The 22,559-nt window shown below is 52.7% G+C and carries 21 protein-coding genes and 2 pseudogenes; 16 read left to right on the top strand and 7 right to left on the bottom strand.

Features of this window, described 5'->3' with window-relative positions; all coding sequences use genetic code 11:
- The first annotated feature begins 69 nt into the window (after nucleotides 1–69).
- The 10 genes and pseudogenes from OGV82_RS02480 to OGV82_RS02435 form a co-directional block, all read left to right on the top strand.
- Nucleotides 70–933 carry a GTPase family protein gene (locus OGV82_RS02480; RefSeq protein ID WP_101743940.1) on the top strand — a complete coding sequence of 288 codons (864 nt, stop codon included), beginning with the start codon at nucleotides 70–72 and terminating at the stop codon, nucleotides 931–933.
- An 88-nt stretch (nucleotides 934–1,021) separates the two neighbouring features.
- Nucleotides 1,022–1,849, top strand: a complete 828-nt coding sequence (locus OGV82_RS02475; protein WP_101743939.1) for a DUF932 domain-containing protein — start codon at nucleotides 1,022–1,024, stop codon at nucleotides 1,847–1,849.
- Nucleotides 1,850–2,075: 226 nt separating this feature from the next.
- Nucleotides 2,076–2,762, top strand: a complete 687-nt coding sequence (locus tag OGV82_RS02470; protein WP_047738081.1) for a WYL domain-containing protein — start codon at nucleotides 2,076–2,078, stop codon at nucleotides 2,760–2,762.
- Between the two features lie 72 nt (nucleotides 2,763–2,834).
- Nucleotides 2,835–5,678 (top strand): Ag43/Cah family autotransporter adhesin, encoded by a 2,844-nt coding sequence (locus OGV82_RS02465; RefSeq protein ID WP_192466320.1) that lies wholly within the window; start codon nucleotides 2,835–2,837, stop codon nucleotides 5,676–5,678.
- 141 nt (nucleotides 5,679–5,819) lie between these two features.
- Nucleotides 5,820–6,284, top strand: coding sequence for an antirestriction protein (locus OGV82_RS02460; RefSeq protein ID WP_060571128.1), 465 nt, complete (start codon nucleotides 5,820–5,822; stop codon nucleotides 6,282–6,284).
- Between the two features lie 8 nt (nucleotides 6,285–6,292).
- A complete protein-coding gene (locus OGV82_RS02455; RefSeq protein ID WP_101743938.1) occupies nucleotides 6,293–6,775 on the top strand; it encodes a JAB domain-containing protein in 483 nt (160 codons plus the stop codon).
- 8 nt (nucleotides 6,776–6,783) lie between these two features.
- A complete protein-coding gene (locus tag OGV82_RS02450) occupies nucleotides 6,784–7,005 on the top strand; it encodes a DUF987 domain-containing protein (RefSeq protein WP_008783823.1) in 222 nt (73 codons plus the stop codon).
- Nucleotides 7,006–7,023: 18 nt separating this feature from the next.
- Nucleotides 7,024–7,341, top strand: coding sequence for a type IV toxin-antitoxin system YeeU family antitoxin (locus OGV82_RS02445; protein ID WP_060571130.1), 318 nt, complete (start codon nucleotides 7,024–7,026; stop codon nucleotides 7,339–7,341).
- A gap of 20 nt (nucleotides 7,342–7,361) precedes the next feature.
- On the top strand, nucleotides 7,362–7,730 hold the full coding sequence (locus OGV82_RS02440; RefSeq protein WP_101743937.1) for a TA system toxin CbtA family protein: 369 nt from the start codon (nucleotides 7,362–7,364) through the stop codon (nucleotides 7,728–7,730).
- 412 nt (nucleotides 7,731–8,142) lie between these two features.
- A pseudogene (locus OGV82_RS02435) lies at nucleotides 8,143–8,563 on the top strand (tyrosine-type recombinase/integrase); the annotation flags it as partial.
- 630 nt (nucleotides 8,564–9,193) lie between these two features.
- Here the strand turns inward: OGV82_RS02435 and OGV82_RS02425 are convergent.
- Nucleotides 9,194–9,550, bottom strand: a pseudogene (locus OGV82_RS02425) (DUF4113 domain-containing protein); the annotation flags it as partial.
- 100 nt (nucleotides 9,551–9,650) lie between these two features.
- Here OGV82_RS02425 and cscK point away from each other — a divergent pair.
- From cscK to OGV82_RS02400, 5 genes are all read left to right on the top strand, one after another.
- Nucleotides 9,651–10,556: a fructokinase gene (gene cscK / locus OGV82_RS02420; protein ID WP_012133766.1), complete on the top strand. Its 906-nt coding sequence runs from the start codon at nucleotides 9,651–9,653 to the stop codon at nucleotides 10,554–10,556.
- Between the two features lie 171 nt (nucleotides 10,557–10,727).
- A complete protein-coding gene (locus OGV82_RS02415; RefSeq protein WP_047458720.1) occupies nucleotides 10,728–12,245 on the top strand; it encodes a carbohydrate porin in 1,518 nt (505 codons plus the stop codon).
- A gap of 67 nt (nucleotides 12,246–12,312) precedes the next feature.
- A complete protein-coding gene (locus OGV82_RS02410) occupies nucleotides 12,313–13,683 on the top strand; it encodes a sucrose-specific PTS transporter subunit IIBC (RefSeq protein WP_012133764.1) in 1,371 nt (456 codons plus the stop codon).
- The gene (locus OGV82_RS02405; RefSeq protein WP_047458718.1) at nucleotides 13,683–15,089 is read left to right on the top strand and encodes a sucrose-6-phosphate hydrolase; all 1,407 of its coding nucleotides are present in this window, start codon (nucleotides 13,683–13,685) and stop codon (nucleotides 15,087–15,089) included. Before OGV82_RS02410 ends, OGV82_RS02405 begins: the two co-directional genes overlap by 1 nt.
- A 28-nt stretch (nucleotides 15,090–15,117) precedes the next feature.
- A complete protein-coding gene (locus OGV82_RS02400; RefSeq protein WP_012133762.1) occupies nucleotides 15,118–16,143 on the top strand; it encodes a LacI family DNA-binding transcriptional regulator in 1,026 nt (341 codons plus the stop codon).
- Between the two features lie 519 nt (nucleotides 16,144–16,662).
- Here OGV82_RS02400 and OGV82_RS02395 read toward each other — a convergent pair.
- Complete coding sequence (locus OGV82_RS02395) at nucleotides 16,663–17,031, bottom strand: outer membrane protein (protein ID WP_227657968.1); 369 nt, start codon at nucleotides 17,029–17,031, stop codon at nucleotides 16,663–16,665.
- Here OGV82_RS02395 and OGV82_RS02390 point away from each other — a divergent pair.
- Nucleotides 17,023–17,202, top strand: coding sequence for an Hpt domain-containing protein (locus OGV82_RS02390; protein ID WP_047458716.1), 180 nt, complete (start codon nucleotides 17,023–17,025; stop codon nucleotides 17,200–17,202). The two genes, OGV82_RS02395 and OGV82_RS02390, sit on opposite strands and share 9 nt — an antisense overlap.
- 143 nt (nucleotides 17,203–17,345) lie before the next feature.
- Here the strand turns inward: OGV82_RS02390 and OGV82_RS02385 are convergent, their stop codons facing one another.
- The 5 genes from OGV82_RS02385 to OGV82_RS02365 all read right to left on the bottom strand — a co-directional run bounded on the left by OGV82_RS02385 (nucleotide 17,346) and on the right by OGV82_RS02365 (nucleotide 22,535).
- Nucleotides 17,346–18,377: a methionine synthase gene (locus OGV82_RS02385; protein WP_047458714.1), complete on the bottom strand. Its 1,032-nt coding sequence runs from the start codon at nucleotides 18,375–18,377 to the stop codon at nucleotides 17,346–17,348.
- Nucleotides 18,378–18,404: 27 nt separating this feature from the next.
- Nucleotides 18,405–19,388 (bottom strand): DUF1852 domain-containing protein, encoded by a 984-nt coding sequence (locus OGV82_RS02380; protein WP_047458712.1) that lies wholly within the window; start codon nucleotides 19,386–19,388, stop codon nucleotides 18,405–18,407.
- 269 nt (nucleotides 19,389–19,657) lie between these two features.
- Nucleotides 19,658–20,881, bottom strand: a complete 1,224-nt coding sequence (locus OGV82_RS02375) for a Zn-dependent hydrolase (protein WP_047458710.1) — start codon at nucleotides 20,879–20,881, stop codon at nucleotides 19,658–19,660.
- Nucleotides 20,878–21,360 carry an L-2-amino-thiazoline-4-carboxylic acid hydrolase gene (locus OGV82_RS02370; RefSeq protein ID WP_012133757.1) on the bottom strand — a complete coding sequence of 161 codons (483 nt, stop codon included), beginning with the start codon at nucleotides 21,358–21,360 and terminating at the stop codon, nucleotides 20,878–20,880. Before OGV82_RS02370 ends, OGV82_RS02375 begins: the two co-directional genes overlap by 4 nt.
- Nucleotides 21,361–21,377: 17 nt before the next feature.
- Nucleotides 21,378–22,535 (bottom strand): branched-chain amino acid ABC transporter substrate-binding protein, encoded by a 1,158-nt coding sequence (locus OGV82_RS02365; protein ID WP_047458708.1) that lies wholly within the window; start codon nucleotides 22,533–22,535, stop codon nucleotides 21,378–21,380.
- Nucleotides 22,536–22,559: the final 24 nt, after the last annotated feature.

Here is a 22,559-nt window from a genome sequence, read left to right as displayed (position 1 = left end):
ATCCCCATGAAGGATTCAAAAAGGCAGCCATGTAAGCTGCCTTTTTATTATCAATAAGAGGGGGGTGTTATGAAAAATAAATACGGTTATTCTTCTTTGCTAAAGCCGGTATCTGGATTACCTGAATGGGTTACTGAGCATTTATTGCAACAAATAAGACAGATAACTGAGTATGAACCGGTTATAGGTATTATGGGTAAAACGGGAGCAGGCAAAAGTAGCCTTTGCAATGCCCTGTTTGCTGGTGAGGTATCTCCTGTCAGCGATGTGGTAGCCTGCACCCGGGAACCTCTGCGCTTTCGCCTTCAGGTTGGCGAGCGCGTTATGACGTTGGTAGACTTGCCCGGCGTAGGGGAAAGTAGTGCACGCGATAGCGAGTATGACGGGCTGTACCGTGATCAGCTTCCCCGGCTCGACCTGGTGCTGTGGCTGATCAAGGCCGATGATCGGGCGCTGGCGGTGGATGAGCATTTTTATCATCAGATAATTGGTGAGTCGTACCGGCACAAGGTGCTGTTTGTTATTAGTCAGTCGGACAAGACCGAACCCACTAGCGGTGGCGGTTACTTATCCACAGAGCAGAAGCAAAACATTAGCCGTAAAATTTGCCTGCTGCATGAATTGTTCCAGCCTGTTCATCCTGTATGTGCCGTATCGGTCCGGGCTAAGTGGGGATTACGAACAATGGCGGAGAGAATGATTCGCTGCCTGCCGCGCGAGGCCAGCAGCCCGGTGGTCGCGCAACTGCAGTCTCCCTTTCGCACAACAGTAGTCCAGGAAAAAGCGCGCGTTGATTTTGGTGAAACTATCGGTGCGGTGCTGGATACGGTGAGTACTTTCCCGCTGATACCGACTCCGGTGCGGACCATCATTCAGGCCATGCGCACCACCGTGGTATCAGTGGCCCGTGCTGTCTGGGATTTCTTCTTCTGAGCGTTTAATTCCAACCTGTTATTCCATGAGCCCTGTCGCCTGTGCGGCAGGGCTTTCTATTATTGTTTTCGTTATGAGGAGTCTGCTTATGACCCGTCTGGCTTCGCGCTTTGGCGCAGCAAATCTTATCCGTCGTGACCGTCCGTTAACCCGCGAAGAACTGTTTCGTGTGGTGCCCAGCGTTTTCAGCCAGGACAAACACGAATCCCGCAGCGAACGTTATACCTATATTCCAACTATCTCCCTGCTGGACAGCCTGCAGCGCGAAGGTTTTCAGCCATTCTTTGCCTGTCAGACCCGCGTGCGTGACCCGGGGCGTCGGGAACACACCAGGCACATGCTTCGCCTGCGGCGGGAGGGGCAAATTACAGGTAAACAGGTGCCGGAAATCATTCTGCTTAACTCTCATGATGGCACCAGTTCGTATCAAATGCTGCCGGGATTATTTCGTGCGGTGTGTCAGAACGGGCTTGTCTGCGGTGAGTCGTTTGGTGAGGTGCGGGTACCACATAAAGGTGATGTGGTGAGTCAGGTGATTGAAGGGGCTTATGAAGTGCTTGGGATTTTTGATCGGGTGGAAGAGAAAAGCGATGCCATGCAGTCTCTGATGCTACCGCCACCTGCGCAGCAGGCACTTGCGAAAGCAGCGCTTACGTATCGCTTTGGTGAGGACCACCAGCCTGTTACTGAATCGCAGATACTCTCCCCACGCCGCTGGCAGGATGAGAGCAATGATCTGTGGACCACTTATCAGCGTGTACAGGAAAACCTGATTAAGGGCGGGCTTAGTGGACGCAATGCTAAAGGCGGACGAACGCATACCCGTGCGGTGCGTGGCATTGACGGGGACGTAAAACTCAACCGTGCGCTGTGGGTGATGGCGGAAACGATGTTGTCACAGTTTCAGTCTGTTTAAATTCAGGTTCTGCATCTGAAAAGTTAATGCCTCGTTAAAGAATGACATGCCCTGTCAATTCACCTCTTCTTGTGTTGCTGATTAATTGAACAAAAACCCCAGCTTACCCAGTGATCAGTGGCTTCCTGTCCATCGAAAAATAGTTATTGCCCCGGACATACCCTGTCAGACCCCTTCTTTAGAATCATAACCCTTTCAGTCAGTTAACTCGTATGGAGAAATGATAATGACACAGACAGAGCGCCGCCACGACAGGCTGGCGATCAGGCTGTCGCTGATTATCAGTCGCCTCGTCGCAGGTGAAACGCTGGATATGCGCAGGCTGACCGCAGAGTTTGGTGTATCTGCACGTACTCTGTACCGCGATTTTCGTGAACGGCTGATGTATCTGGATCTTGAATGTAGCAACGGTTGTTACCGCCTGCGGACGGGGGTGAGTGGTGCGCAGGCCGAGCTGGATGTGCTGACCTTCGCCCACCGTACAGGTGTAGCCGATCTGTTTCCGGGGCTGGACCGTCGACTGGTCAGCCTGCTGCTGAACTGCAACGACGCGCCCTGTCTGGCGGGTGAAGCTGTGGGTATAACCAGCCCGTCAGCGTCACTGTCATTCTATCGTCTGGTCAAAGCCATTACCGCCTGCTATCGCGTCACGCTGCTTGCTGACGGACAGCGTTGCGAACGGCTGGCACCGTATCGGCTGATGATGCAGGAAGGTCACTGGTACCTGATCGCTGAATATCAGGAGCGCCCGGCTGTTTTCACCCTGAATGAAATCCATGTGGTACAGCCCACAACGGAGATATTTAGACGTAACGAGAGGCTCTGGCGGATGGCAGAGAATACCGGTTTTGCCCGGGCTCTGCCGCATTTCCGCTGCATCCAGCAGTCGCTGAATGCATTTACCTCACCCTGAAGTTTTTCACCAGCCAGCATCCACGGAGAGTGGATGCTGGCTTTTTTATTTACACACAACAAGGTTAATACGATGAAGCGAAATCTGAATACCAGCTATCGGCTGGTCTGGAACGAAGTTCTTGGCGCATTTGTGGTTGTTTCAGAACTGGCAAAAGCAAAAGGAAAGCGTACTGGCGCAGTACTCGCACTAGCCGTTGCCGGACTGACCTCTGGTACAGCACTGGCGGCAGAGACCTCTGTACCTGTCGGGGAGACGACTGACGGGGTGGTTATCAGCAATAACGACACGCAGCTGGTTTACGGGCAGGCGAATAACACCACCATTAACACTGGGCTTGAGTACGGCAGCGATGATGAAGATAACAATCAGGGCGGCCAGTTCGTACAGGATGGTGGCGTAGCAAACCACACCACCATAAACAGTAACGGTCTTCAGGCGGTGCTTGCAGGCGGCAGTGCCAGCGATACAACGATAAATACCGGTGGTGGTCAGAGCGTACACGGTCAGTCTTCCGGTACGGTACTGAACGGTGGCGAGCAATGGGTACATTCCGGCGGGATTGCCAGCGGTACCGTCATTAATGAAGGCGGCTACATGGTAGTTAAAGGGGGGGCTCAGGCAATTGGCACCGTTGTGAATACCGGCGCACAGGGTGGTCCGGATTCGGAAAACAGCGACGGGATGTTTGTTTCTGGTACCGCAACAAATACAACCATCAATGAAAATGGCCGCCAGGTCGTTTTCGAGCAAGGGACCGTCGTCGCTACGACGGTGAATGCTGGCGGTGACCAGAGCGTTCATGGCAGTGCAGAAAATACCACGCTAAATGGCGGCTATCAGTACGTTCATTCCGGTGCGGCAGCAACGGATACCGTCATCAACAACGGTGGCTGGCAGGTAGTTAAGGACGGCGCTCAGGTCAGCGATACCACGGTCAATAACAGCGGCAGACTCAGCGTGGTGGCGGGTGGCAAAGCCTCAGATGTCATTATCAATGCCGGTGGCGCACTGGTGACAAATACGGCTGCGGATGTGTCCGGCACCAACCGGCTAGGCAGCTTCAGTGTTGATTCGGTTTCCGGTAACGCAAGCAATGTGGTGCTGGAAAATGGGGGGCGACTGGATGTCCTCACTGACAATGCCGCAGACACAACAATGGTCGATAAGGGCGGTGTGCTGGCGGTTAACAACGGCGGAACGGCGACAAACGTGACTATAAATGAGGGCGGTGCCCTGATTGCCGACAGCGGTTCAACGGTCAGCGGTACAAACGCGCATGGTGAATTCAGTATTGATGCTGCATCTGGCAAAGCCAGTGGGCTCTGGTTGGAAAACGGCGGTCACTTTAGCGTTAAATCCGGTGCGATAGCGGAAAATACAGCCGTTGGCAGCGGCGGCGAGCTGAGTGTGGGAAATGGCGGTGGGCTGGCCGGAACCACCAGCCTGGCTGAGCATGCAAACCTGACGATTACGGGGGATGTCATCAGTACCGGCACCATTGAAAATGCCGGTACGATAACCTTCGCGCCTGAGCAAAGCGATGCCGCCAGAACTCGCCTGTTTGCTGCTTCCTCTGATATTACCTTTACTCCCCGCAAGCTCACCACGACAAACATTGTCGGCCAGGGTGGCACCATTAACATGAGCATTAATCTGGCTAACCCAGACTTCCCGGCTGATATGCTGGTTATTGATGGTGGGCAGGCAACGGGTAAAACCTGGCTGAATTTCACCAATGCCGGTGATGCCGGGCTGGGCCTCGCCACCACGGGGAACGGCATCAAAGTAGTGGATGCGATTAACGGTGCCACGACGGATGCCGGGGCCTTTGCACTTGGCAGCAAACTGCAGGCTGGTGCGTATAACTACATCCTGAACCACGGTGCTGCGGATGAAAACTGGTATCTGACCAGCGAAGCTGGCTATCGTGCTGAAGTTGCTCTTTATGCTTCGCTGTTTGCGCAGAGCATGGACTATGACCGCGCACTGGCAGGCAGTTACAACCAGCGCAGCGCGGTCAAAGGTGACAGCGGAGTCTGGGGACGCATCCAGGGCGGTCACATGGGACATGATAATAACGGCGGAATTGCACAGGGTGCGACACCGGAAAGCAGCGGCAGCTACGGCTTCGTACAGCTGGGTGGTGACATGTTGAGTACGCCATCACTGAAAGCCGGTGTGTACGGTGCAGCAGGACATTCTTCTGTTGATGTAAAAGACGATGACCGCTCCCGCGCCGGGACTGCCCGTGACGATGTGTACAGCCTGGGCGGTTACCTGACCGCCGTGCATGCCGCCAGCGGCCTGTGGGCGGATGTGGTGGCTCAGGGCTCCCGTCATAACCTGAAAGCGACGTCTGATGCAGACAGTTTCGCTACCCACGGCTGGGGCTGGCTGGGCTCGCTGGAAACGGGCCTGTCGTTCAGTGTGACCAGTGGCCTGATACTGGAGCCGCAGCTTCAGTATGTCTGGCAGGGGCTGTCCCTGAATAACGGCTATGACAATGGCGGCTACGTGAACCTCGGTGACGGTAGCGTACAGCATATTCGTGCCGGTGTTCGCTTCGGCAGCCAGTCAGAGATGGCCTTCGGTAACGGTACTTCCACACAGGCTGGTTTTGGCGACAGCATGAAACGCAGCGTAAGCGAACTGCCGGTGAACTGGTGGGCGCGTCCGTCTTTTATTCGTACCTTCAGCTCAGATGGTGATTTGAGCATGGGAACGGCCACGGCGGGAAGCAATGTTACCTTTACCCCGTCTCAGGATGGCACAGCGGTTGATCTCCAGGCGGGTATCGATGCCCTTATCCGCCAGAACGTGACGCTGGGTATTCAAGGCGGCTATACCCGTAGTGTCAGCGGTAACAGCGCTGACGGTTACAACGGGCAGGCCACGCTGAAAGTCGCCTTCTGATAGCACAGCCCCACTAAAACAGAGATAACCACTCTCATCCGGCCCCTGTTGCTTATGCAGCAGGGGCTTTTTGTTTTTAACGTTATGTAATCGACTTCACGCCAGCACACAGTCGCTGGCTTTTTATTTCGGAGAAACATCATGAACGCATTCAATAGCAATAGCGTTACGCCCTTTCAGGAACAATCGCCAGCGACAGGTATTACCGCCTCTGTTGTGCCCGATCGTCAGCGGCTCTCATTCTGGCCGACACACTTTGGTTCCATTCCGCAGTGGATAATCCTGAAGCCCCGCATTTTCGCCTGGATGGACCGCTTCTGTGATGAGTACAGCGGTGGTATCTGGTCCTTTTACATGCTCAGCAATGGCGGAGCGTTTATGGCTCCCGATGCTGACAGTGACGATAAATGGCATCTGTTCAACGGCATGAACGGCAATGGTGCGGAAATGAGCGCGGAAGCCGCAGGTATCGCTGTCTGCCTGATTGAATACAGCCATCACGCCTGTCGCACCGAATGCTATGCCATGACCGCGCACTATTACCGCCTGCGGGACTATGCCCTGCAGCATCCCGAAGCTCACGCCATTCTGAGCATTATCGATTGAGGATACTCATGATGGAACAGCCACTTACCCCACAGGCTCCGGTGCTCCCACTGAGCGCTCAACGCACTGTGCAACATGCCCTGGCCCTGCTTGACCGCCACCTGCGCGAAACTGGCGTGGCGTTCACCTCCATACAGGCCGCCCGCGACTGGCTGCGGTTGAAAATGGCCGGGCTTGAGCGAGAGGAGTTTATGGTGCTTTATCTCAATCAGCAGAACCGGTTGATTGCCCACGAAACCCTGTTTGCCGGTTCCATTAGCAGCACCGAGGTACATCCCCGTGAGGTGGTCAAGCGGGCCCTGTACTTTAATGCGGCAGCAGTGTTATTTGCGCACAACCACCCTTCCGGTGACACCACACCCAGTCAGGCCGATAAAGCTGTCACGCAGCGTCTGGTGCAGGCGCTCCAGCTCGTTGATATCCGTGTGCCTGACCACCTTATCGTCGGTGGCACGCAGATATTGTCGTTCGCTGAACACGGTCTGCTTTGAGGTATTACATGAAAATTATCAGTAAACGCCGGGCGATGACGATTTACCGTCAGCATCCGGCCTCCCGTATTTTTCGCTACTGCACCGGCAGATATCAGTGGCGCGGCAGTGTCTGTCATTACACCGGTCAGGTAGTTCCTGACATTCCCGGCGTGCTGGCGGTATACGCCGAACGTCGCCAGGACCGCAACGGGCCGTATGCCTGCCTGATGAGTATTACCCTGAACTGACAATAAAGGAGGCTATAAATGAGTAACATGACATGGGGCCTGCAGCGGGACATTACGCCACGCCTGGGAGCCCGTCTGGTGCAGGAGGGGAACCGGCTGCACTATCTGGCTGAGCGGGCAAATATCACCGATAAGTTTAGTGATGCCGAGTGTATGAAGTTGGATGTCGCATTCTCGCATTTTATCAGTCAGATGGAATCAATGCTGACCACTGGTGAAATGAATCCTCGCCATGCCCACTGTGTCACCCTGTACCACAATGGTTTCACCTGCGAAGCCGATACCCTTGGTAGTTGCGGCTACGTATATATCGCCATTTATCCCACTCAACGCTAACGAATTTCACGAGAGCAAACATGAAAACTCTACCTGCTACAATTTCGCGGGCGGCGAAGCCCTGGCTGTCGCCCGTTGCAGTCTGGCAAATGCTACTTACACGCCTGCTGGAAAAACACTATGGTCTGACCCTGAACGATACGCCGTTTTGTGATGAAACCGTTATACAGGAACATATCGATGCCGGTATCACTCTGGCTAATGCCGTTAACTTTCTGGTAAAGAAATATGAGTTAGTTCGTATCGATCGCAATGGATTCACCTTACAGGAACGAACGCCATATTTGACTGTGACAGATATCCTTCATGCCAGGAGAGCATGCGGATTAATGAACAGTTGTTCGTATCTGGAAGTAAGTAATATTGTTCTTAGCCGATCGCGGCAGTGAGAAAGACTTCAAGAGCCGAGAAGATTTGTACGGTCTGTGAAAAAATTGGTGATATTGGCGACTCGGTGAAAGGCTCATCGAGTCGCATGAAAAACAAGGTGGGGGCACAAAAGGGGGCATTTATAAAGATGAAACGAGAAAATATGTATGTTTATCAATGGTTATGTGGGGTGTGTTATGTTCCTATTATCTTCCAAATTCTTCCCAGGTCTACCGAAATCAACTCAAAGCCCGTATACTGCGCCTTCTGGCCCGTATCTTATCTCCTGTTATCAACTGGACTCAACCGGAATCAAGTTACAGTTGGGGGCACAAGTGGGGGTATTCTGTGCTCGGTCCAGGGATATGCCCCCAATGAAGCTAAAATGCCCGACAGGTTGATGTCGCTAAATCCAGAGAGAAAGCCTGCAAGCTGGCAGACGGAGCTGGTTTGTATCTTGAAGTCGTTCCCTCTGGTTCTCGATACTGGCGGATGAAATATCGCTTCAATGGAAAAGAGAAGCGTATGGCTTTTGGTGTCTATCCGGCAGTCTCCCTTGCACAAGCCAGGGCACTACGTGATGAAGCCAAGAAAAAGCTGGCCGAAGGTATCGATCCATCATTTTGCCAGGAAAGAAGAAAAGCGGGTTGATGTGCAGCTCAACAACACGTTTCAGGCCGTGGCGCTTGAATGGCACGGAACGAAGCCGATGGTCAGAAGGGTATGCTTCTGACGTTCTGGAGGCCTTTAGGTTCTACTGAATGTGCTACGTCGAATGGAAAGCCGTGGCGCGACAGAGAAGGCAAAGAAGGTTCGCCAGCGTTGTAGTGAAGTCTTTCGCTACGCTATCGTTTAAACTTATAGTTCCGAAGGAACGATACCGCATCTGTGTGAACACGTTCACATACGTTATCTTCCTCATCACGCCATCGCTGTACTATATTGATATCAAGCTCAATACCTATATTTCTGTCGGCCGGTAATTTATTGCGCATGACAGCCCCACCACCTGGATGGGTTTCAATATAAGTATGGTGCTGCGGCATAATATTAATGAGCCGCTGAAAGCACTTGCTTTTTCCGCCTGGATATTTCATTACTCAATCATCGCCATAAATGATGATATAAAGTTATTGTCCCGTTCATTATATCTCTCATCATGTAGTTAAATTCATGACATTTACTCTGTCAGGTGTTGACATTGCACATGATGGGGTCCGTTTGGAAAAAGGAAAATATCTCAAGCTAAGACTTTTTTGTACTACCCGGTGTCAACTGTGCGTAATGACCGATGCCCAAATATTTGCAGCCTTTTACCGTCATTACTTTCAGTTTTTTGGGTTGTCTCTACGGAGGTGTTTGCACTCGATGTCACTGCGTATCATCGCGTTCAGTTTCATATGTCTGAAGAGGAAGCTGTAAAGTCGCTGAAGCAGATTACTCCGCCAGCAGGTTAATCAGCGTATATACCGGGTGGTCAGAATTAGCAAATGTAAGCGCGAGGAAGATCTGACCATTTTGTTGCATAAGATGGTGAGAGCATTTCACTATTCATTTGCCATTCCGGCGCTATCCCTCCGAGGTTGTAACTCGTCAAACAGGTTAAGCTGAGAAACGCCAGAAGGGGTAAAGTCATTCAGCATCACACCTGCCTTCGCGTAACAATGGCCCTCAAGAAAGATACGATCCAGAGCCTTTACAGCGGCGGTGATGATGTCACATGTATCGTGGGTGGGAAGACGCAACTTTTCGCTGGCCACGTTGCTGTAGTAAGTCTCTTTGACTGCAAATAGTGACGTTTTTTGACGTGCCGGCAATATTGTCGTTCTCCTCGCAGCTTAGCGGTCTTTCCGGGGATCTCTAACCCATGTATTTCCCAGTATCCTGGCTTGTGCTTAAATAGCTAAATCGGTTTAACGTTATTTAGCTATGAGGATTACATGGAAAAGATCTGGGTGCTTGGCGACGCGGTTGTGGATCTTCTGCCGGATGGTAAGGGCAGATTACTGCAATGCCCCGGGGGCGCACCGGCCAATGTCGCGGTTGGCATTGCCCGCCTCGGCGGCAAAAGCGCGTTTATCGGCAGAGTCGGTGATGACCCATTCGGCAGGTTTATGCAAAAGATGCTTGCGGACGAACAGGTCGACGTTCAGTGGATGCGGCGCGACCCGCAGCATCGCACATCAACGGTGGTGGTTGATCTGGACGAACAGGGTGAACGCTCGTTTACGTTTATGGTACGCCCGAGCGCCGATCTGTTCCTGACATCTGATGATCTCCCGCCATTTCAGGTTGGGGAGTGGCTGCATGTCTGTTCGATTGCCCTGAGCGCAGAACCCTCTCGTTCCGCTACACTTCAGGCAATGGAAACCATCAGAAAGACCGGTGGTTTTGTCAGCTTCGACCCCAACATCCGCCACGATCTCTGGCGTCATGATGCCGAGTTGCGCCAGTGCCTTGCGCAGGCATTGACCAAAGCCGATGTGGTGAAACTTTCCGTGGAAGAGTTGAGCTATTTAACGGGGGAGCATCAGGTACAGGACGGTCTGACGGCGTTAATGCAAAGCTGTCCTGCCAGTCTGGTGCTGGTAACTCGGGGTAAAGAGGGGGTGATTACCTGGCATGAGGGCACGATGACCCACTATCCCGCGACGTCAGTGGAATGCGTTGACACCACCGGCGCAGGGGATGCCTTCGTGGCGGGACTTCTCTACGGACTGGCGTCAGCAGGCTCTGCCATTCCCCATCATCTCCCCCCGATAATCGGACTCGCACAACGCTGCGGCGCACTCGCCACAACGGCCAAAGGGGCAATGACTGCACTGCCGTATCTCCACGAACTGTAATATCCCTCCGCAGGCTGCCTATCGGTGGCCTGAATTGTTGCCCTGATCACAATTGTTAAACCGGTTTAGCAAAAAGCATTGCCGATTCAGAATCCATCAGTTTAGTATCACTTTCCTAAACCGGTTTAGCTGATTAGCAATATTCAATAACTTCTTTCAGGATGCGACAAAATGTATAAAAAACGCAGAATTGCCGTGATGATAGGCATGCTGATCGGCAGTACCTCTGTTCTTGCCCAGACGGATATGACGAGTATCGAATCACGCCTTGCGGCGCTGGAGCAGCGTCTTCAGGACGCAGAAACCCGCGCACAGGTGGCTGAGAAACGTGCCATAGCAGCAGAACAAAAAACGCAGCAGTTGGTTGCCGCCCAGCAACAGGCGCAAACCATCACCCGGGAGGTGGCGCAGCGGACTACCGCGCTGGAAAAGAAAGCCGATCAGAGTAGTGGATTTGAGTTTCACGGCTATGCTCGTTCCGGCCTGCTGATGAACGACGCAGCCTCGAGCAGCAAAAGTGGCCCGTACCTGACGCCAGCTGGGGAAACAGGCGGGGCGATTGGGCGTCTGGGGAATGAAGCAGATACCTACGTCGAGCTAAACGTGGAACACAAGCAGACCCTGGACAACGGCGCAACCACGCGCTTTAAGGCCATGCTGGCCGACGGGCAGAAAACCTATAACGACTGGTCAGCGGACAGCAGTGATCTCAATATTCGCCAGGCCTTTGCTGAACTGGGCAATTTGCCTGATTTTACCGGTGCGCTGAAAGGCAGTACCTTCTGGGCGGGAAAACGTTTTGACCGCGATAACTTTGACATTCACTGGCTGGATTCTGACGTGGTGTTCCTGGCCGGTACGGGCGGCGGTGTGTATGACGTGAAGTGGGACGACACGCTGCACAGTAACTTCTCTGTCTATGGGCGCAATTTTGGCAGCGAGGAGGAGATCGACAACAACGTTCAGAACTACATCCTCAGCATGAACCACTTTGCCGGACCGTTCCAACTGATGGTGAGTGGTCTGCGGGCTAAAGACAACGATGACCGTAAAGACAGCAACGGTGACCTGATTAAAACTGATGCGGCGAATAACGGTGTTCACGCTATGGCTGGCCTGCACAACAAGAGTTTCTACGGCCTGCGGGAGGGATCTGCCAAAACGGCGCTGCTGTATGGCCACGGCCTGGGTGCGGAAGTAAAAAGTATTGGTTCCGATGGCGCACTGCTGTCTGAAGCTGATACCTGGCGCTTTGCCAGTTATGGTGTCACGCCTCTGGGCGGCGGCTGGCATATTGCACCTGCAGTCCTGGCGCAGAGCAGTAAAGACCGTTACGTCAAAGGCGACAGCTATGAATGGGTCACGCTCAACACTCGTCTGATTAAAGAGGTCACGCAGAATTTCGCCCTGGCGTTCGAAGGTAGCTATCAGTACATGGATTTGAATCCTGAAGGCTACAAAGACCGTAATGCGGTCAACGGGAGTTTCTACAAGCTGACTTTCGCCCCGACATTAAAAGCAGGCAAGATCGGCGATTTCTTCAGCCGTCCGGAGCTGCGTCTGTTCGCCACCTGGATGGACTGGAGCAGTAAACTGGATAACTACGCCAGCGATGACGCCTTTGGCAGCAGCGGCTTCAATGCTGGCGGGGAATGGAACTTTGGGGTTCAGATGGAAACCTGGTTCTAAGCCTTCACGCTCCTGCGTGGCGGGAGCGTTTTAAACACCATAAAAATGAAGTCAGGCAGAGGTATATATGGATTTTGATAATATCGCCCGCGAACTCATCCCGCTGCTCGGAGGCAAAGAGAACATCGCAAGCGCCGCTCACTGCGCAACGCGTCTGCGTCTGGTTCTGATTGACGACGCGCTTTCCGATCAGCAGGCCATTGGCAAGGTCGAAGGGGTGAAAGGCTGTTTTCGTAACTCCGGGCAGATGCAGGTGATTTTTGGTACCGGTGTGGTTAACAAGGTCTACGCCGCGTTTATTCAGGCTGCGGGGATTAGCGAATCCAGCAAGTCCGAAGCTGCAGATATCGCCGCACGTAAGCTGAACCCGTTCCAGCGTATTGCTCGTCTGCTGTCTAACATCTTCGTGCCAATCATTCCTGCCATTGTGGCGTCCGGTTTGCTGATGGGCCTGCTTGGGATGGTAAAAACCTACGGCTGGGTGAATGCGGATAACGCGCTTTACATCATGCTGGATATGTGCAGCTCGGCGGCGTTTATTATTCTGCCGATCCTGATTGGCTTTACCGCAGCCCGGGAATTTGGCGGTAACCCGTATCTGGGGGCGACGCTGGGTGGCATTCTGACGCACCCGGCGCTGACCAACGCCTGGGGCGTGGCGTCCGGCTTCCACACCATGAACTTTTTCGGTTTTGAAATCGCCATGATTGGCTATCAGGGAACCGTGTTCCCGGTACTGCTGGCGGTGTGGTTTATGAGCATAGTGGAGAAACAGCTGCGCCGGGCGATCCCGGATGCGTTAGATCTGATCCTGACCCCGTTCCTGACTGTTATTATCTCCGGCTTTATTGCGCTGTTGATCATTGGCCCTGCGGGCCGCGCGCTGGGAGACGGTATCTCCTTCATCCTGAGTACCCTGATTGCTCATGCAGGCTGGCTGGCCGGGCTGTTGTTTGGTGGTCTGTATTCGGTAATTGTTATTACCGGTATTCACCACAGCTTCCACGCCATCGAGGCCGGACTGCTGGGGAATCCGTCGATAGGCGTTAACTTCCTGCTACCAATCTGGGCGATGGCGAATGTGGCGCAAGGCGGGGCGTGTCTGGCGGTGTGGTTCAAAACCAACGATGCCAAAATCAAAGCCATTACATTACCGTCGGCGTTCTCTGCGATGCTGGGCATCACCGAAGCGGCGATTTTTGGTATCAACCTGCGCTTCGTGAAGCCGTTTATCGCGGCGCTGATCGGTGGCGCGGCGGGCGGTGCTTGGGTGGTGTCGGTGCATGTCTACATGACCGCCGTGGGACTGACTGCTATTCCGGGCATGGCAATAGTACAGGCCAGCTCGCTGCTTAACTATATTATCGGCATGGTGATTGCTTTCGGTGTGGCGTTCACCGTCTCCCTGCTGCTGAAATATAAGACGGACTCTGAATAATGACTTTAGCTTCCCGCTGGCCTGCCGTGTTGCAGGCAGTAATGCAAGGCCAGCCGCGTGCACTGGCGGACAGCCATTATCCGCAGTGGCATCCCGCGCCGGTAACGGGGCTGATGAACGATCCGAACGGGTTTATCTGGTTTGCCGGGCGCTACCACCTGTTTTATCAATGGAACCCACTGGGCTGCGATCATCGCTATAAGTGCTGGGGACACTGGAGCTCCGTGGATCTGGTGCACTGGCAGCACGAGTCAATTGCCCTGATGCCCGACGAAGAGTATGACCGTAACGGCTGTTACTCCGGCAGCGCCGTGGATAACAACGGCGTGCTGACCCTGTGCTACACCGGCAACGTCAAGTTTGACGACGGCGGTCGCATCGCCTGGCAGTGTCTGGCGGTGCAAAATGACGATGGTAGTTTTACCAAGCAGGGGCCAGTGTTGCCCCTGCCGGAAGGGTACACCGGGCATGTACGGGACCCGAAGGTGTGGTGCCATGATGGGCAGTGGTACATGGTGCTCGGTGCGCAGGATCTGCAAAAGCAGGGCAAAGTGCTGCTGTTCACATCCGATGATTTACACCACTGGCAGCCCTGCGGTGAGATTGCTGGACAGGGCGTGAACGGTCTTACGGACTCCGGGTATATGTGGGAGTGTCCGGATCTGTTTGCGCTTGATGAAACACATGTGTTGATCTGCTGCCCGCAGGGGCTGGCGCGCGAACCGCATCGCTATCTCAATACCTATCCGTCAGTCTGGATGAGCGGGGCATTTGATTATGAAACGGCTTCGTTTGCCCACGGCGAGCTGCATGAGCTTGACGCCGGTTTCGAGTTTTATGCGCCACAAACCACGGTGGCGGAAGACGGAAGACGCATCCTGATCGGCTGGATGGGCGTGCCGGACGGTGAAGAGATGCTTCAGCCCACATGTGCGTACGGCTGGATCCACCAGATGACCTGCCCGCGGGAATTGAAGTATCGCGACGGCAGGCTCTGGCAAACGCCTGCCAGAGAACTTGAACAGCTTCGCGAAGCCGAACACCAATGGCAGGGCCGCGCCAGCGATGCGCCAGAACTGGAGGCGACGCGTCTTGAGTTTGAACTGAGCACTTCGTACGTGAATGCCGATTTTGCCGGCGCGTTGCGTCTCACGGTCGATGACCACGGTGTGCGTCTGGAACGCGCCAGTCTGAAAACCGGTGAAATGTTGACCCGCTACTGGCAGGGCGACGTCAGCCATTTACGCGTTCTGTGCGACAGCTCCAGTATTGAAATTTTCATCAACCATGGCGAAGGGGTGATGAGCAGCCGCTATTTTCCTGACCATCCGGGCCGGGTACGCTTCGAAGGTGCGTCCGACATCACATTACGCTACTGGTCGCTGCGCCGCTGCATGATAGAATAGGAGTTTTGGCAGCCGGATCTAAGTCGTTGTGAGAAAAACAAAACGCGTCACAATAAAAGACATCGCGGAACTGGCGGGGGTCTCAAAAGCCACCGCCAGCCTGGTACTGAACGGACGCAGCAAAGAGCTACGGGTGGCGGAAGAAACACGGGATCGTGTACTGGCTATTGCAAAAGAGCATCACTACCAGCCCAGCATTCACGCCCGCTCGCTGCGTGATAACCGCAGCCACACCATTGGTCTGGTGGTTCCGGAAATCACCAACTACGGTTTTGCCGTCTTTTCTCACGAACTGGAAACCCTGTGCCGGGAGGCGGGCGTTCAGTTGCTGATTTCCTGTAGCGATGAAAACCCAGGCCAGGAGACCGTAGTGGTCAATAACATGGTGGCGCGCCAGGTGGACGGGTTGATTGTCGCCTCCAGTATGTTGAATGATGCGGATTACCAGAAACTGAGCGAGCAGATGCCCGTGGTTCTATTTGATCGCCACATGAACGACAGCTCTCTGCCGCTGGTCATCACCGATTCGATTACTCCCACGGCTGAACTGGTGGCGGATATCGCCCGCCAGCATCCTGACGAGTTCTACTTCCTCGGCGGTCAGCCGCGGCTTTCCCCGACGCGTGACCGTCTGGAGGGGTTTAAGCAGGGGTTACGTGAAGCCAACGTTGAACTGCGCCCGGAGTGGATCATCCACGGCAACTATCACCCAGGTTCCGGTTATGAGATGTTCGCTGAACTTTGCGCCCGACTGGGACGTCCACCTAAGGCGCTGTTCACCGCCGCCTGCGGGTTGCTGGAAGGGGTGCTGCGCTATATGGGCCAGCACAACCTGCTGCAAAGTAACATGCGGCTGGCCAGCTTTGACGATCACTATTTGTATGACTCACTCACTATTCCTGTCGATACCATCCGCCAGGATAATCATCAGCTGGCATGGCACTGCTTTGATCTTATTGGCAAATTGATTGAAGGGGAAAACCCGGAACCTCTCCAGCGTAAGCTGAAAGCAACACTGCAACGGCGATATAAAACAGAAAAACAGACGCAATAGTCTGTCCTGACACGTTAATAAAAAGAATCGGAGAACCACTGGCTAACGGTATTTTTTTCAGACACGAAACTCAGATTCTAAACTCTTCGGGATAACGCTTACCGTCCATGGGCACCTCTTTTTAAGCCATCTTAAACGACTCTGAGGTGTCTGTTAAACCCGTGGCGATTCAGGATTCAAGCCATTCGGCACCTATATTGATGAGAAGTCTGCGTATCCGTGGCAATTCATATTGGTAAAACGGATAAAGTTAACTGTGCCCCCAGTTGAGTCCAGCATTCAGTCATGTTTTCATCGGATCAATACCAATTATTTTACTTGAATTTAATGGGGTTTTAGAGTGAATGCCAAAGAAGTATCGGTGAACCTACCAACATTATAAGATTTTTTTCGCCATTAGGGCTGTGGGTTAAAAGCCTTACCACCCGGCAGGAAGGCGGTAAGGTCAGGAAAAAAGTGGCATAAAAGATGAGAACAAATACCTGAAAGGAGGGGGATGAAACTCTCTGTCAAAGTGCCTTAAAGGACGTAACGAATGCCGAACACAAATTCATTGTTGACCAGGCGTCCACGCATATTTTCATCCTGTAGAGCACGGGCGTTTACAAAGGTGTTACGGCCGCTTTCGATATTGCCCATATCGACATAACGATAAGTGGCGTACAGGGTCAAATCGTTAATAACTTCATAAGAAGCACCCGCACCAACGGAGTACGTAAAGTTGGTTTGCGTGTTGCCGGCGAACTCGCGGGTGTCATTACCCTGCCAGCCACCTACTTTCACTTTCGCTACACCGGCGCCAGCCGTTGCGTACAGGGCGAATTTATCGGGAAACTTAAACTGCGACTTGAACAGCGAGACCGTGACAAGGTTGGCCGCATGGCACACCGGATTAACGGCGGTGCACGGATGATGAATTATACGCCGCTGAAAGAGACCTGTGAGGCGCTTGAAGTTGCCTGCAATAACGAGCAGGACTGGGAAACGATTGAACAGTTGGTCGAATGTGTGCTGGAAGATATGGTGCGCTTTAATAAGTGGCTGGCAGAAAAATCTTAACCCCCTCCGGGCAGTTATGAACTGTTTGAAAGAGGGCGATAAACAGCAGCTGTCTGGCTGACGCCTTCTGCGCCAGCATGCGGTTCTGCCGCTCAGGGATATATTACCCACTGCGGTTTATAGCCCGTATCTTATTAACAGAGTCATTTAGCCGAAAGTTCTCTTCGGATGATTTCTGCGCCTGCGCTTAGGGCATCGAGCTTACCTCTGGCTACCTGACGAGATAAGGGTGCCATACCACAGTTGGTAGAAGGATAGAGCTTGTCGGCATCGACAAACTGAAGCGCTTTGCGTAACGTACTGGCGACTTCCTCTGGTGTCTCAATGGTATTGGTTGCCACGTCAATGGCTCCTACCATGACTTTTTTACCGCGAATCAGTTCAAGCAGATCCATTGGAACATGCGAGTTATGACATTCCAGTGAGATGATATCGATATTAGACGTTTGCAGTTTGGGAAAAGCTTCTTCATATTGTCTCCACTCTGACCCCAGCGTCTTTTTCCAGTCGGTATTGGCTTTGATGCCATATCCATAGCAGATATGCACAGCGGTCTCGCATTTTAGCCCTTCAATGGCTTTTTCTAACGCGGCGATCCCCCAGTCATTCACTTCATCAAAAAACACATTAAATGCGGGCTCATCAAACTGGATAATATCGACGCCGGCAGCTTCTAACTCTCTGGCTTCCTGATTGAGAATTTTTGCAAATTCCCAGGCCAGCTTTTCGCGGCTTTTATAGTGGGCATCGTAGAGCGTATCGATCATCGTCATAGGCCCTGGCAGCGCCCATTTAATTGGCTGACAAGTGAGCTGGCGTAAATACTTTGCATCTTCAACAAAAACGGGTTTTTGACGCGCTACCGCATCAACAACGGTCGGTACGCTCGCATCATAGCGATTACGAATTTTAACAATCTGACGTTTCTCAAAATCAACGCCGCTGAGGTGTTCAATAAACGTGGTGACAAAGTGTTGGCGCGTTTGCTCGCCATCACTAACAATATCAATACCTGCCCGTAGTTGATCATCCAGGGATAAACGTAGCGCATCTTGTTTTCCCTCGATTAATTCCTCATTTTGCAATTTCCAGGGCGACCAAAGCGTCTCAGGTTGAGCAAGCCAGGAAGGTTTAGGTAAACTGCCAGCCGTTGAAGTGGGTAGTAATATTTTCATAATCGATGACCTTTTATTTTCGGTTAATCAGAGAGCGTAGTGAGCAGACCACTTTTCAAGAATATCCTTGTATGGTTTGATGAAATGCTCTTCTGTAAACTTTCCCTGCTCAATAGCCAGCTGGCTGCGTTCTTCCCGATCATAAACAATTTTTGTTAATGAATGATCCTGGTGGTTCAGATTTGGTTGATAGCATTGACCTGCTGCGGCGTTGGCATTGTAAATTTCAGGTCGGTAAATCTTCTGGAACGTCTCCATCGTGCTGATGGTGCTGATAAGCTCAAGATTCGTGTAATCACTAAGTAAATCACCAGAAAAATAAAAGGCCAAAGGTGCAACGCTATTTTGGGGCATAAAATAGCGAACCTGCAAATCCATTTTTTTGAAGTATTTCTCAGTTAACGAAGAACCACCTGGCTGGTATTCGATACCCAATACAGGATGCTGATTCCCAGTCCGATGATAGATATCGTTACTTGACACGCTGAGACATATCACAGGTGGTTTTTTGAAATGCTCTTTGTATTCACTTGAGTTTATGAAATGTTTAAATATGTTCCCATGCAAATCACCAAAATTATCTGGAATGCTAAACTCAGGTTTGTTTTTGTTATGCTCTGGCAGTAATACGCTAAAATCATAATCTCGCACGTAAGAGGAGAAATTATTCCCGACAATACCTTCAAATCGTTCGTTGTTCTTTTTGTCAATAATATTGGTTTTTAATATTTCAATTGCAGGGAATGTATCGATGTTGCTATCAACGTTAATATTCATCGCAACAGAAATGATATCAAGTTCCACAGAATAACGATCGCTTTTGGGGTTATCCCAATACGCCAGTGTATTGAAGCGATTGTCAATCATCACTAACGTGTTGCGTAAGTTTTCCTGGCGGTTCTTTCCTCTGGCCAGATTCGCAAAGTTGGTAGTAATACGCGTATTTTCAGAAGGGTTATAATGCTCATCGAAGCGACTGCTTTTGATCGTAAATGTAAAATCGTTATTCATCGTGATCCTGCATCCTAAGTCATGATATGAAAACTGAATTAATTTATTGATTTTACAGAGTTACCTGACTTTATTATTTAGCAGTCTTCATGTTATCAATAAGTGAGTAAGGTCTCTTTTATGCCAGAGTCACTGGATGAGTGAAAGAGACTTAATTTCATTACAACATGAGTCATATTCATGGTCTGCTGTATGGTCAAACCCGGTCATGCTTGTAATCGATTAAGTTGAATAGTGATTCTTCTGACTGACCGGTTCACCTGGCTCTGTTATTCAAGCGCAGCTGGCAGGATGCTGTGCAGCAGAACATTAGCGCCTTTTTCTGCCCATTCCGGCTGAATATTTTCTGCCTCGTTATGGCTGATGCCTTTTTCGCAGGGGATAAAAATCATGCTGGCGGGCGCGATTTTGCTGATATAACAGGTATCGTGACCGGCGCCGGACACCATCCGTTTGCTGCTGTATCCCAGTGCCTGGGCCGCGTTTGCGCTGCGCTGTAGACAGGTCTCGTCAAATGCGATGGGGGCGTAATCGAAGATACGTTCCACGTCGAGCTGAATGCCGCGCTGATTCAGATCGGCGGTTGCCTTGCGAAGCGCCGTTTCCATTGCCTGGAGGACGGTAGTCTGTGGATGACGAAACTCCACGCTGCAATGTACTTCCCCTGGCACTACGTTACGCGATCCCGGTGAAATCTGCGCCATGCCGATTGTCGCTCTGCCGTCTGGTTCGTGCTGATTGCCAATATCTTCCACCGCCAGCGCCAGACGGGCGAAAGCGGTCAACGCATCGCGGCGGCTGGCCATTGGCGTGGTGCCGGCATGGGCGGCAAATCCGCGAATTACAACGTTGAACCAGCGCTGGCCCATAGCGGCATGCACCAGGCCGATATCAATACCTTCCTCTTCGAGAATCGGGCCTTGCTCGATATGTAGCTCGTAACAGGTGTAGACAGGGAAGGCGACGGCGGGCTGGTCGCCACGGTAACCGATGGCCTCAAGCGCTTTGCCGACGCTGATGCCATCCTGATCTTCACGCGCCCATGCGTATTGTTGTGTGAACTGCCCGCTCCAGACGCCGGAGGCCAGCATTGCTGGCGCGAAGCGCGCGCCTTCTTCATTGGTCCAGTTGACCAGTACAATATCGCGTTCGGTTTCAATGTTCTGATCGTTTAAAGTACGCAGCACTTCCAGCCCGGCCAGCACGCCGTAAATTCCATCATATCGCCCACCCAGCGGCTGAGAATCAACGTGTGAACCGGTCATCACCGACGCAAGCTGTGGTTTTTTACCGGCGCGGCGAATAAACATGTTGCCCATGCTATCGATTTCGCAGCGAAATCCGGCTTCCTGCGCCCAGTCGCGCAGTAAATCACGGGCGAGGCGATCCTCATTGCTTAATGCCAGTCGGGTGACGCCACCGGCTGGCGTGCCGCCGATTTGCGCCATTATCTCAAGCGTTGACCATAAACGCTCTGCATTCACGCGGATCATACGTCTTCCTTTTTGGTGCGATAGCGAAAGTCACAGCATGCGCCACCCTGCATGATGGTGGTCGTACGGGTCAGCTCCACGTCGGGCGCGTAGCCGACGATAAATTTCTCATCGCGGGCGCAGGAGAGCAGGTGGCCAATCTCACCGAGGCCCATCTCGTGGTACATCTCGGCATAACGGCAGCGGGTGACGTTATAGTTGTACTGCTTGTCGTCGGCGTCGATCACTTTGACATCCAGCGCGTTATCCTTCTCCCACAGGTATTGCAGGGCGATAAAACTCTTCACGTCTGTGCCATTCGGCTCCTTGCGCGCAAATTCTTTACCGGCATCGATCGCCGCCTGCTCAATGGCTTCGCCAATGACCGCCTGGGCGCGGGCTTTCCCTATCTCGCGCACCAGGATTTCATAGATTGGTTTAATAATCTCTGCTTCTATTTTGCGGCGGGCGAGAATGCCCAGCTCATTATTATCACTCATCACATTGCCTCACTGCGTTACTTCGTTTTGGCGCCGCCCAGTACCGTTTGCGGCTGCCATTTACCATCCACGACTTTGTAGACGGTGAAAGACGGCGATTTCAGGTTGCCTTCATTATCAAAAGCGATCTGCCCGGTAACGCCGGAATAGCTTATTGCGCGCAGAACCGGCAGATACTCAGCCGGATCGACAGAGTCGGCTTTTTCCATCGCGGCAACCAGAACGCGGGTGGCGTCATAGGCGAACGGGGCGTGGAGTTCAATATGGGTGTGGTAGCGAGACTGATACTCTTGTTCGAACGCCTTACCGCCCGGCATCTGCTCAACCGGCAGGCCCGGCTCCAGCGCCACGACGCCTTCACCTTCTTTCTGGGCCAGTTGCAGGAAGGTCTGGCTGACGAAGCCGCCTGCGCCCATCAGCGTGGCGTTCATACCCAGCTGTTTGATACGACGCGCCAGCGGCGCGGCCTGGCTATCCACGCCGCCGAAGAAGATCAGGTCAGCGTTTTTGCTACGAATGGCGGTCAGCACGGCGCTGAAATCCACGGTTTTGTCGTCAACGTACTGGCGGTCAACAATCTTCACGCCCTGCGCTTCAAGTGATTTTATAAACTCGTCAGCCAGCCCCTGACCGAATGCGGTACGGTCGTCGATCACGGCAATACGTTTTGCCTTCAGGGTATTCACCGCGTACTGACCAGCAAACTGGCCGCCGTCATCGTCATGCCCCATCACACGGAAGCTGGTATCAAAGCCCTGCCTGGTATAGGCATGACCGGTGGCAACAGGCGCGACCTGGGCGATACCCGCATCGTGATAAACGCGTGCCGCCGGAATACTGGTGCCGGTATTCCAGTGGCCGACCACGCCCGCCACGCCGCTATCGACCAGACGCTGCGCCACAGCCACGGCAGTGCGCGGGTCGGACTGATCGTCTTCAGATTGCAGCCTGAAGGTCACCGCTTTACCACCGATGGTCGGGTGCTGCTTGTTGATATCGTCAATCGCCAGTTGGGCTCCGTTCTCCAGATCTTTACCAATACGGGCAGACGGGCCGGTAAGCGGGCCTGCAAGACCGATGGTCACGGTTTCGCTTTTAGCTGACCATGCACCTGTAGAGGCAAAACTACTGAGCAGAATAGCGGCGCTGAGCGCACTGATTTTTACTGTTTTCATTGTTTTTCCCTGCTGTTGGTGAGT

The sequence above is a fragment of the Citrobacter sp. CK191 genome, assembly GCF_030333435.1.
Lineage (GTDB): Bacteria > Pseudomonadota > Gammaproteobacteria > Enterobacterales > Enterobacteriaceae > Citrobacter_B > Citrobacter_B koseri.
The sequence above is the reverse complement of the archived record's forward strand: the minus strand, read 5'-3'. Positions and strand labels throughout refer to the sequence as shown.

Bases quoted from the DNA above. Each gene is read 5' to 3' on its own strand.
- OGV82_RS02445 (WP_060571130.1), top strand. From the start codon at position 7,024: ATGAGTAACATGACATGGGGCCTGCAGCGGGACATTACGCCACGCCTG.
- OGV82_RS02480 (WP_101743940.1), top strand. From the start codon at position 70: ATGAAAAATAAATACGGTTATTCTTCTTTGCTAAAGCCGGTATCTGGA.
- OGV82_RS02375 (WP_047458710.1), bottom strand. From the start codon at position 20,881: ATGATCCGCGTGAATGCAGAGCGTTTATGGTCAACGCTTGAGATAATG.
- OGV82_RS02370 (WP_012133757.1), bottom strand. From the start codon at position 21,360: ATGAGTGATAATAATGAGCTGGGCATTCTCGCCCGCCGCAAAATAGAA.
- OGV82_RS02365 (WP_047458708.1), bottom strand. From the start codon at position 22,535: ATGAAAACAGTAAAAATCAGTGCGCTCAGCGCCGCTATTCTGCTCAGT.
- OGV82_RS02475 (WP_101743939.1), top strand. From the start codon at position 1,022: ATGACCCGTCTGGCTTCGCGCTTTGGCGCAGCAAATCTTATCCGTCGT.
- OGV82_RS02405 (WP_047458718.1), top strand. From the start codon at position 13,683: ATGACTTTAGCTTCCCGCTGGCCTGCCGTGTTGCAGGCAGTAATGCAA.
- OGV82_RS02470 (WP_047738081.1), top strand. From the start codon at position 2,076: ATGACACAGACAGAGCGCCGCCACGACAGGCTGGCGATCAGGCTGTCG.
- OGV82_RS02385 (WP_047458714.1), bottom strand. From the start codon at position 18,377: ATGAAAATATTACTACCCACTTCAACGGCTGGCAGTTTACCTAAACCT.
- OGV82_RS02460 (WP_060571128.1), top strand. From the start codon at position 5,820: ATGAACGCATTCAATAGCAATAGCGTTACGCCCTTTCAGGAACAATCG.
- OGV82_RS02455 (WP_101743938.1), top strand. From the start codon at position 6,293: ATGATGGAACAGCCACTTACCCCACAGGCTCCGGTGCTCCCACTGAGC.
- OGV82_RS02440 (WP_101743937.1), top strand. From the start codon at position 7,362: ATGAAAACTCTACCTGCTACAATTTCGCGGGCGGCGAAGCCCTGGCTG.
- OGV82_RS02390 (WP_047458716.1), top strand. From the start codon at position 17,023: ATGGCACACCGGATTAACGGCGGTGCACGGATGATGAATTATACGCCG.
- cscK (WP_012133766.1), top strand. From the start codon at position 9,651: ATGGAAAAGATCTGGGTGCTTGGCGACGCGGTTGTGGATCTTCTGCCG.
- OGV82_RS02465 (WP_192466320.1), top strand. From the start codon at position 2,835: ATGAAGCGAAATCTGAATACCAGCTATCGGCTGGTCTGGAACGAAGTT.
- OGV82_RS02415 (WP_047458720.1), top strand. From the start codon at position 10,728: ATGTATAAAAAACGCAGAATTGCCGTGATGATAGGCATGCTGATCGGC.
- OGV82_RS02380 (WP_047458712.1), bottom strand. From the start codon at position 19,388: ATGAATAACGATTTTACATTTACGATCAAAAGCAGTCGCTTCGATGAG.
- OGV82_RS02410 (WP_012133764.1), top strand. From the start codon at position 12,313: ATGGATTTTGATAATATCGCCCGCGAACTCATCCCGCTGCTCGGAGGC.
- OGV82_RS02450 (WP_008783823.1), top strand. From the start codon at position 6,784: ATGAAAATTATCAGTAAACGCCGGGCGATGACGATTTACCGTCAGCAT.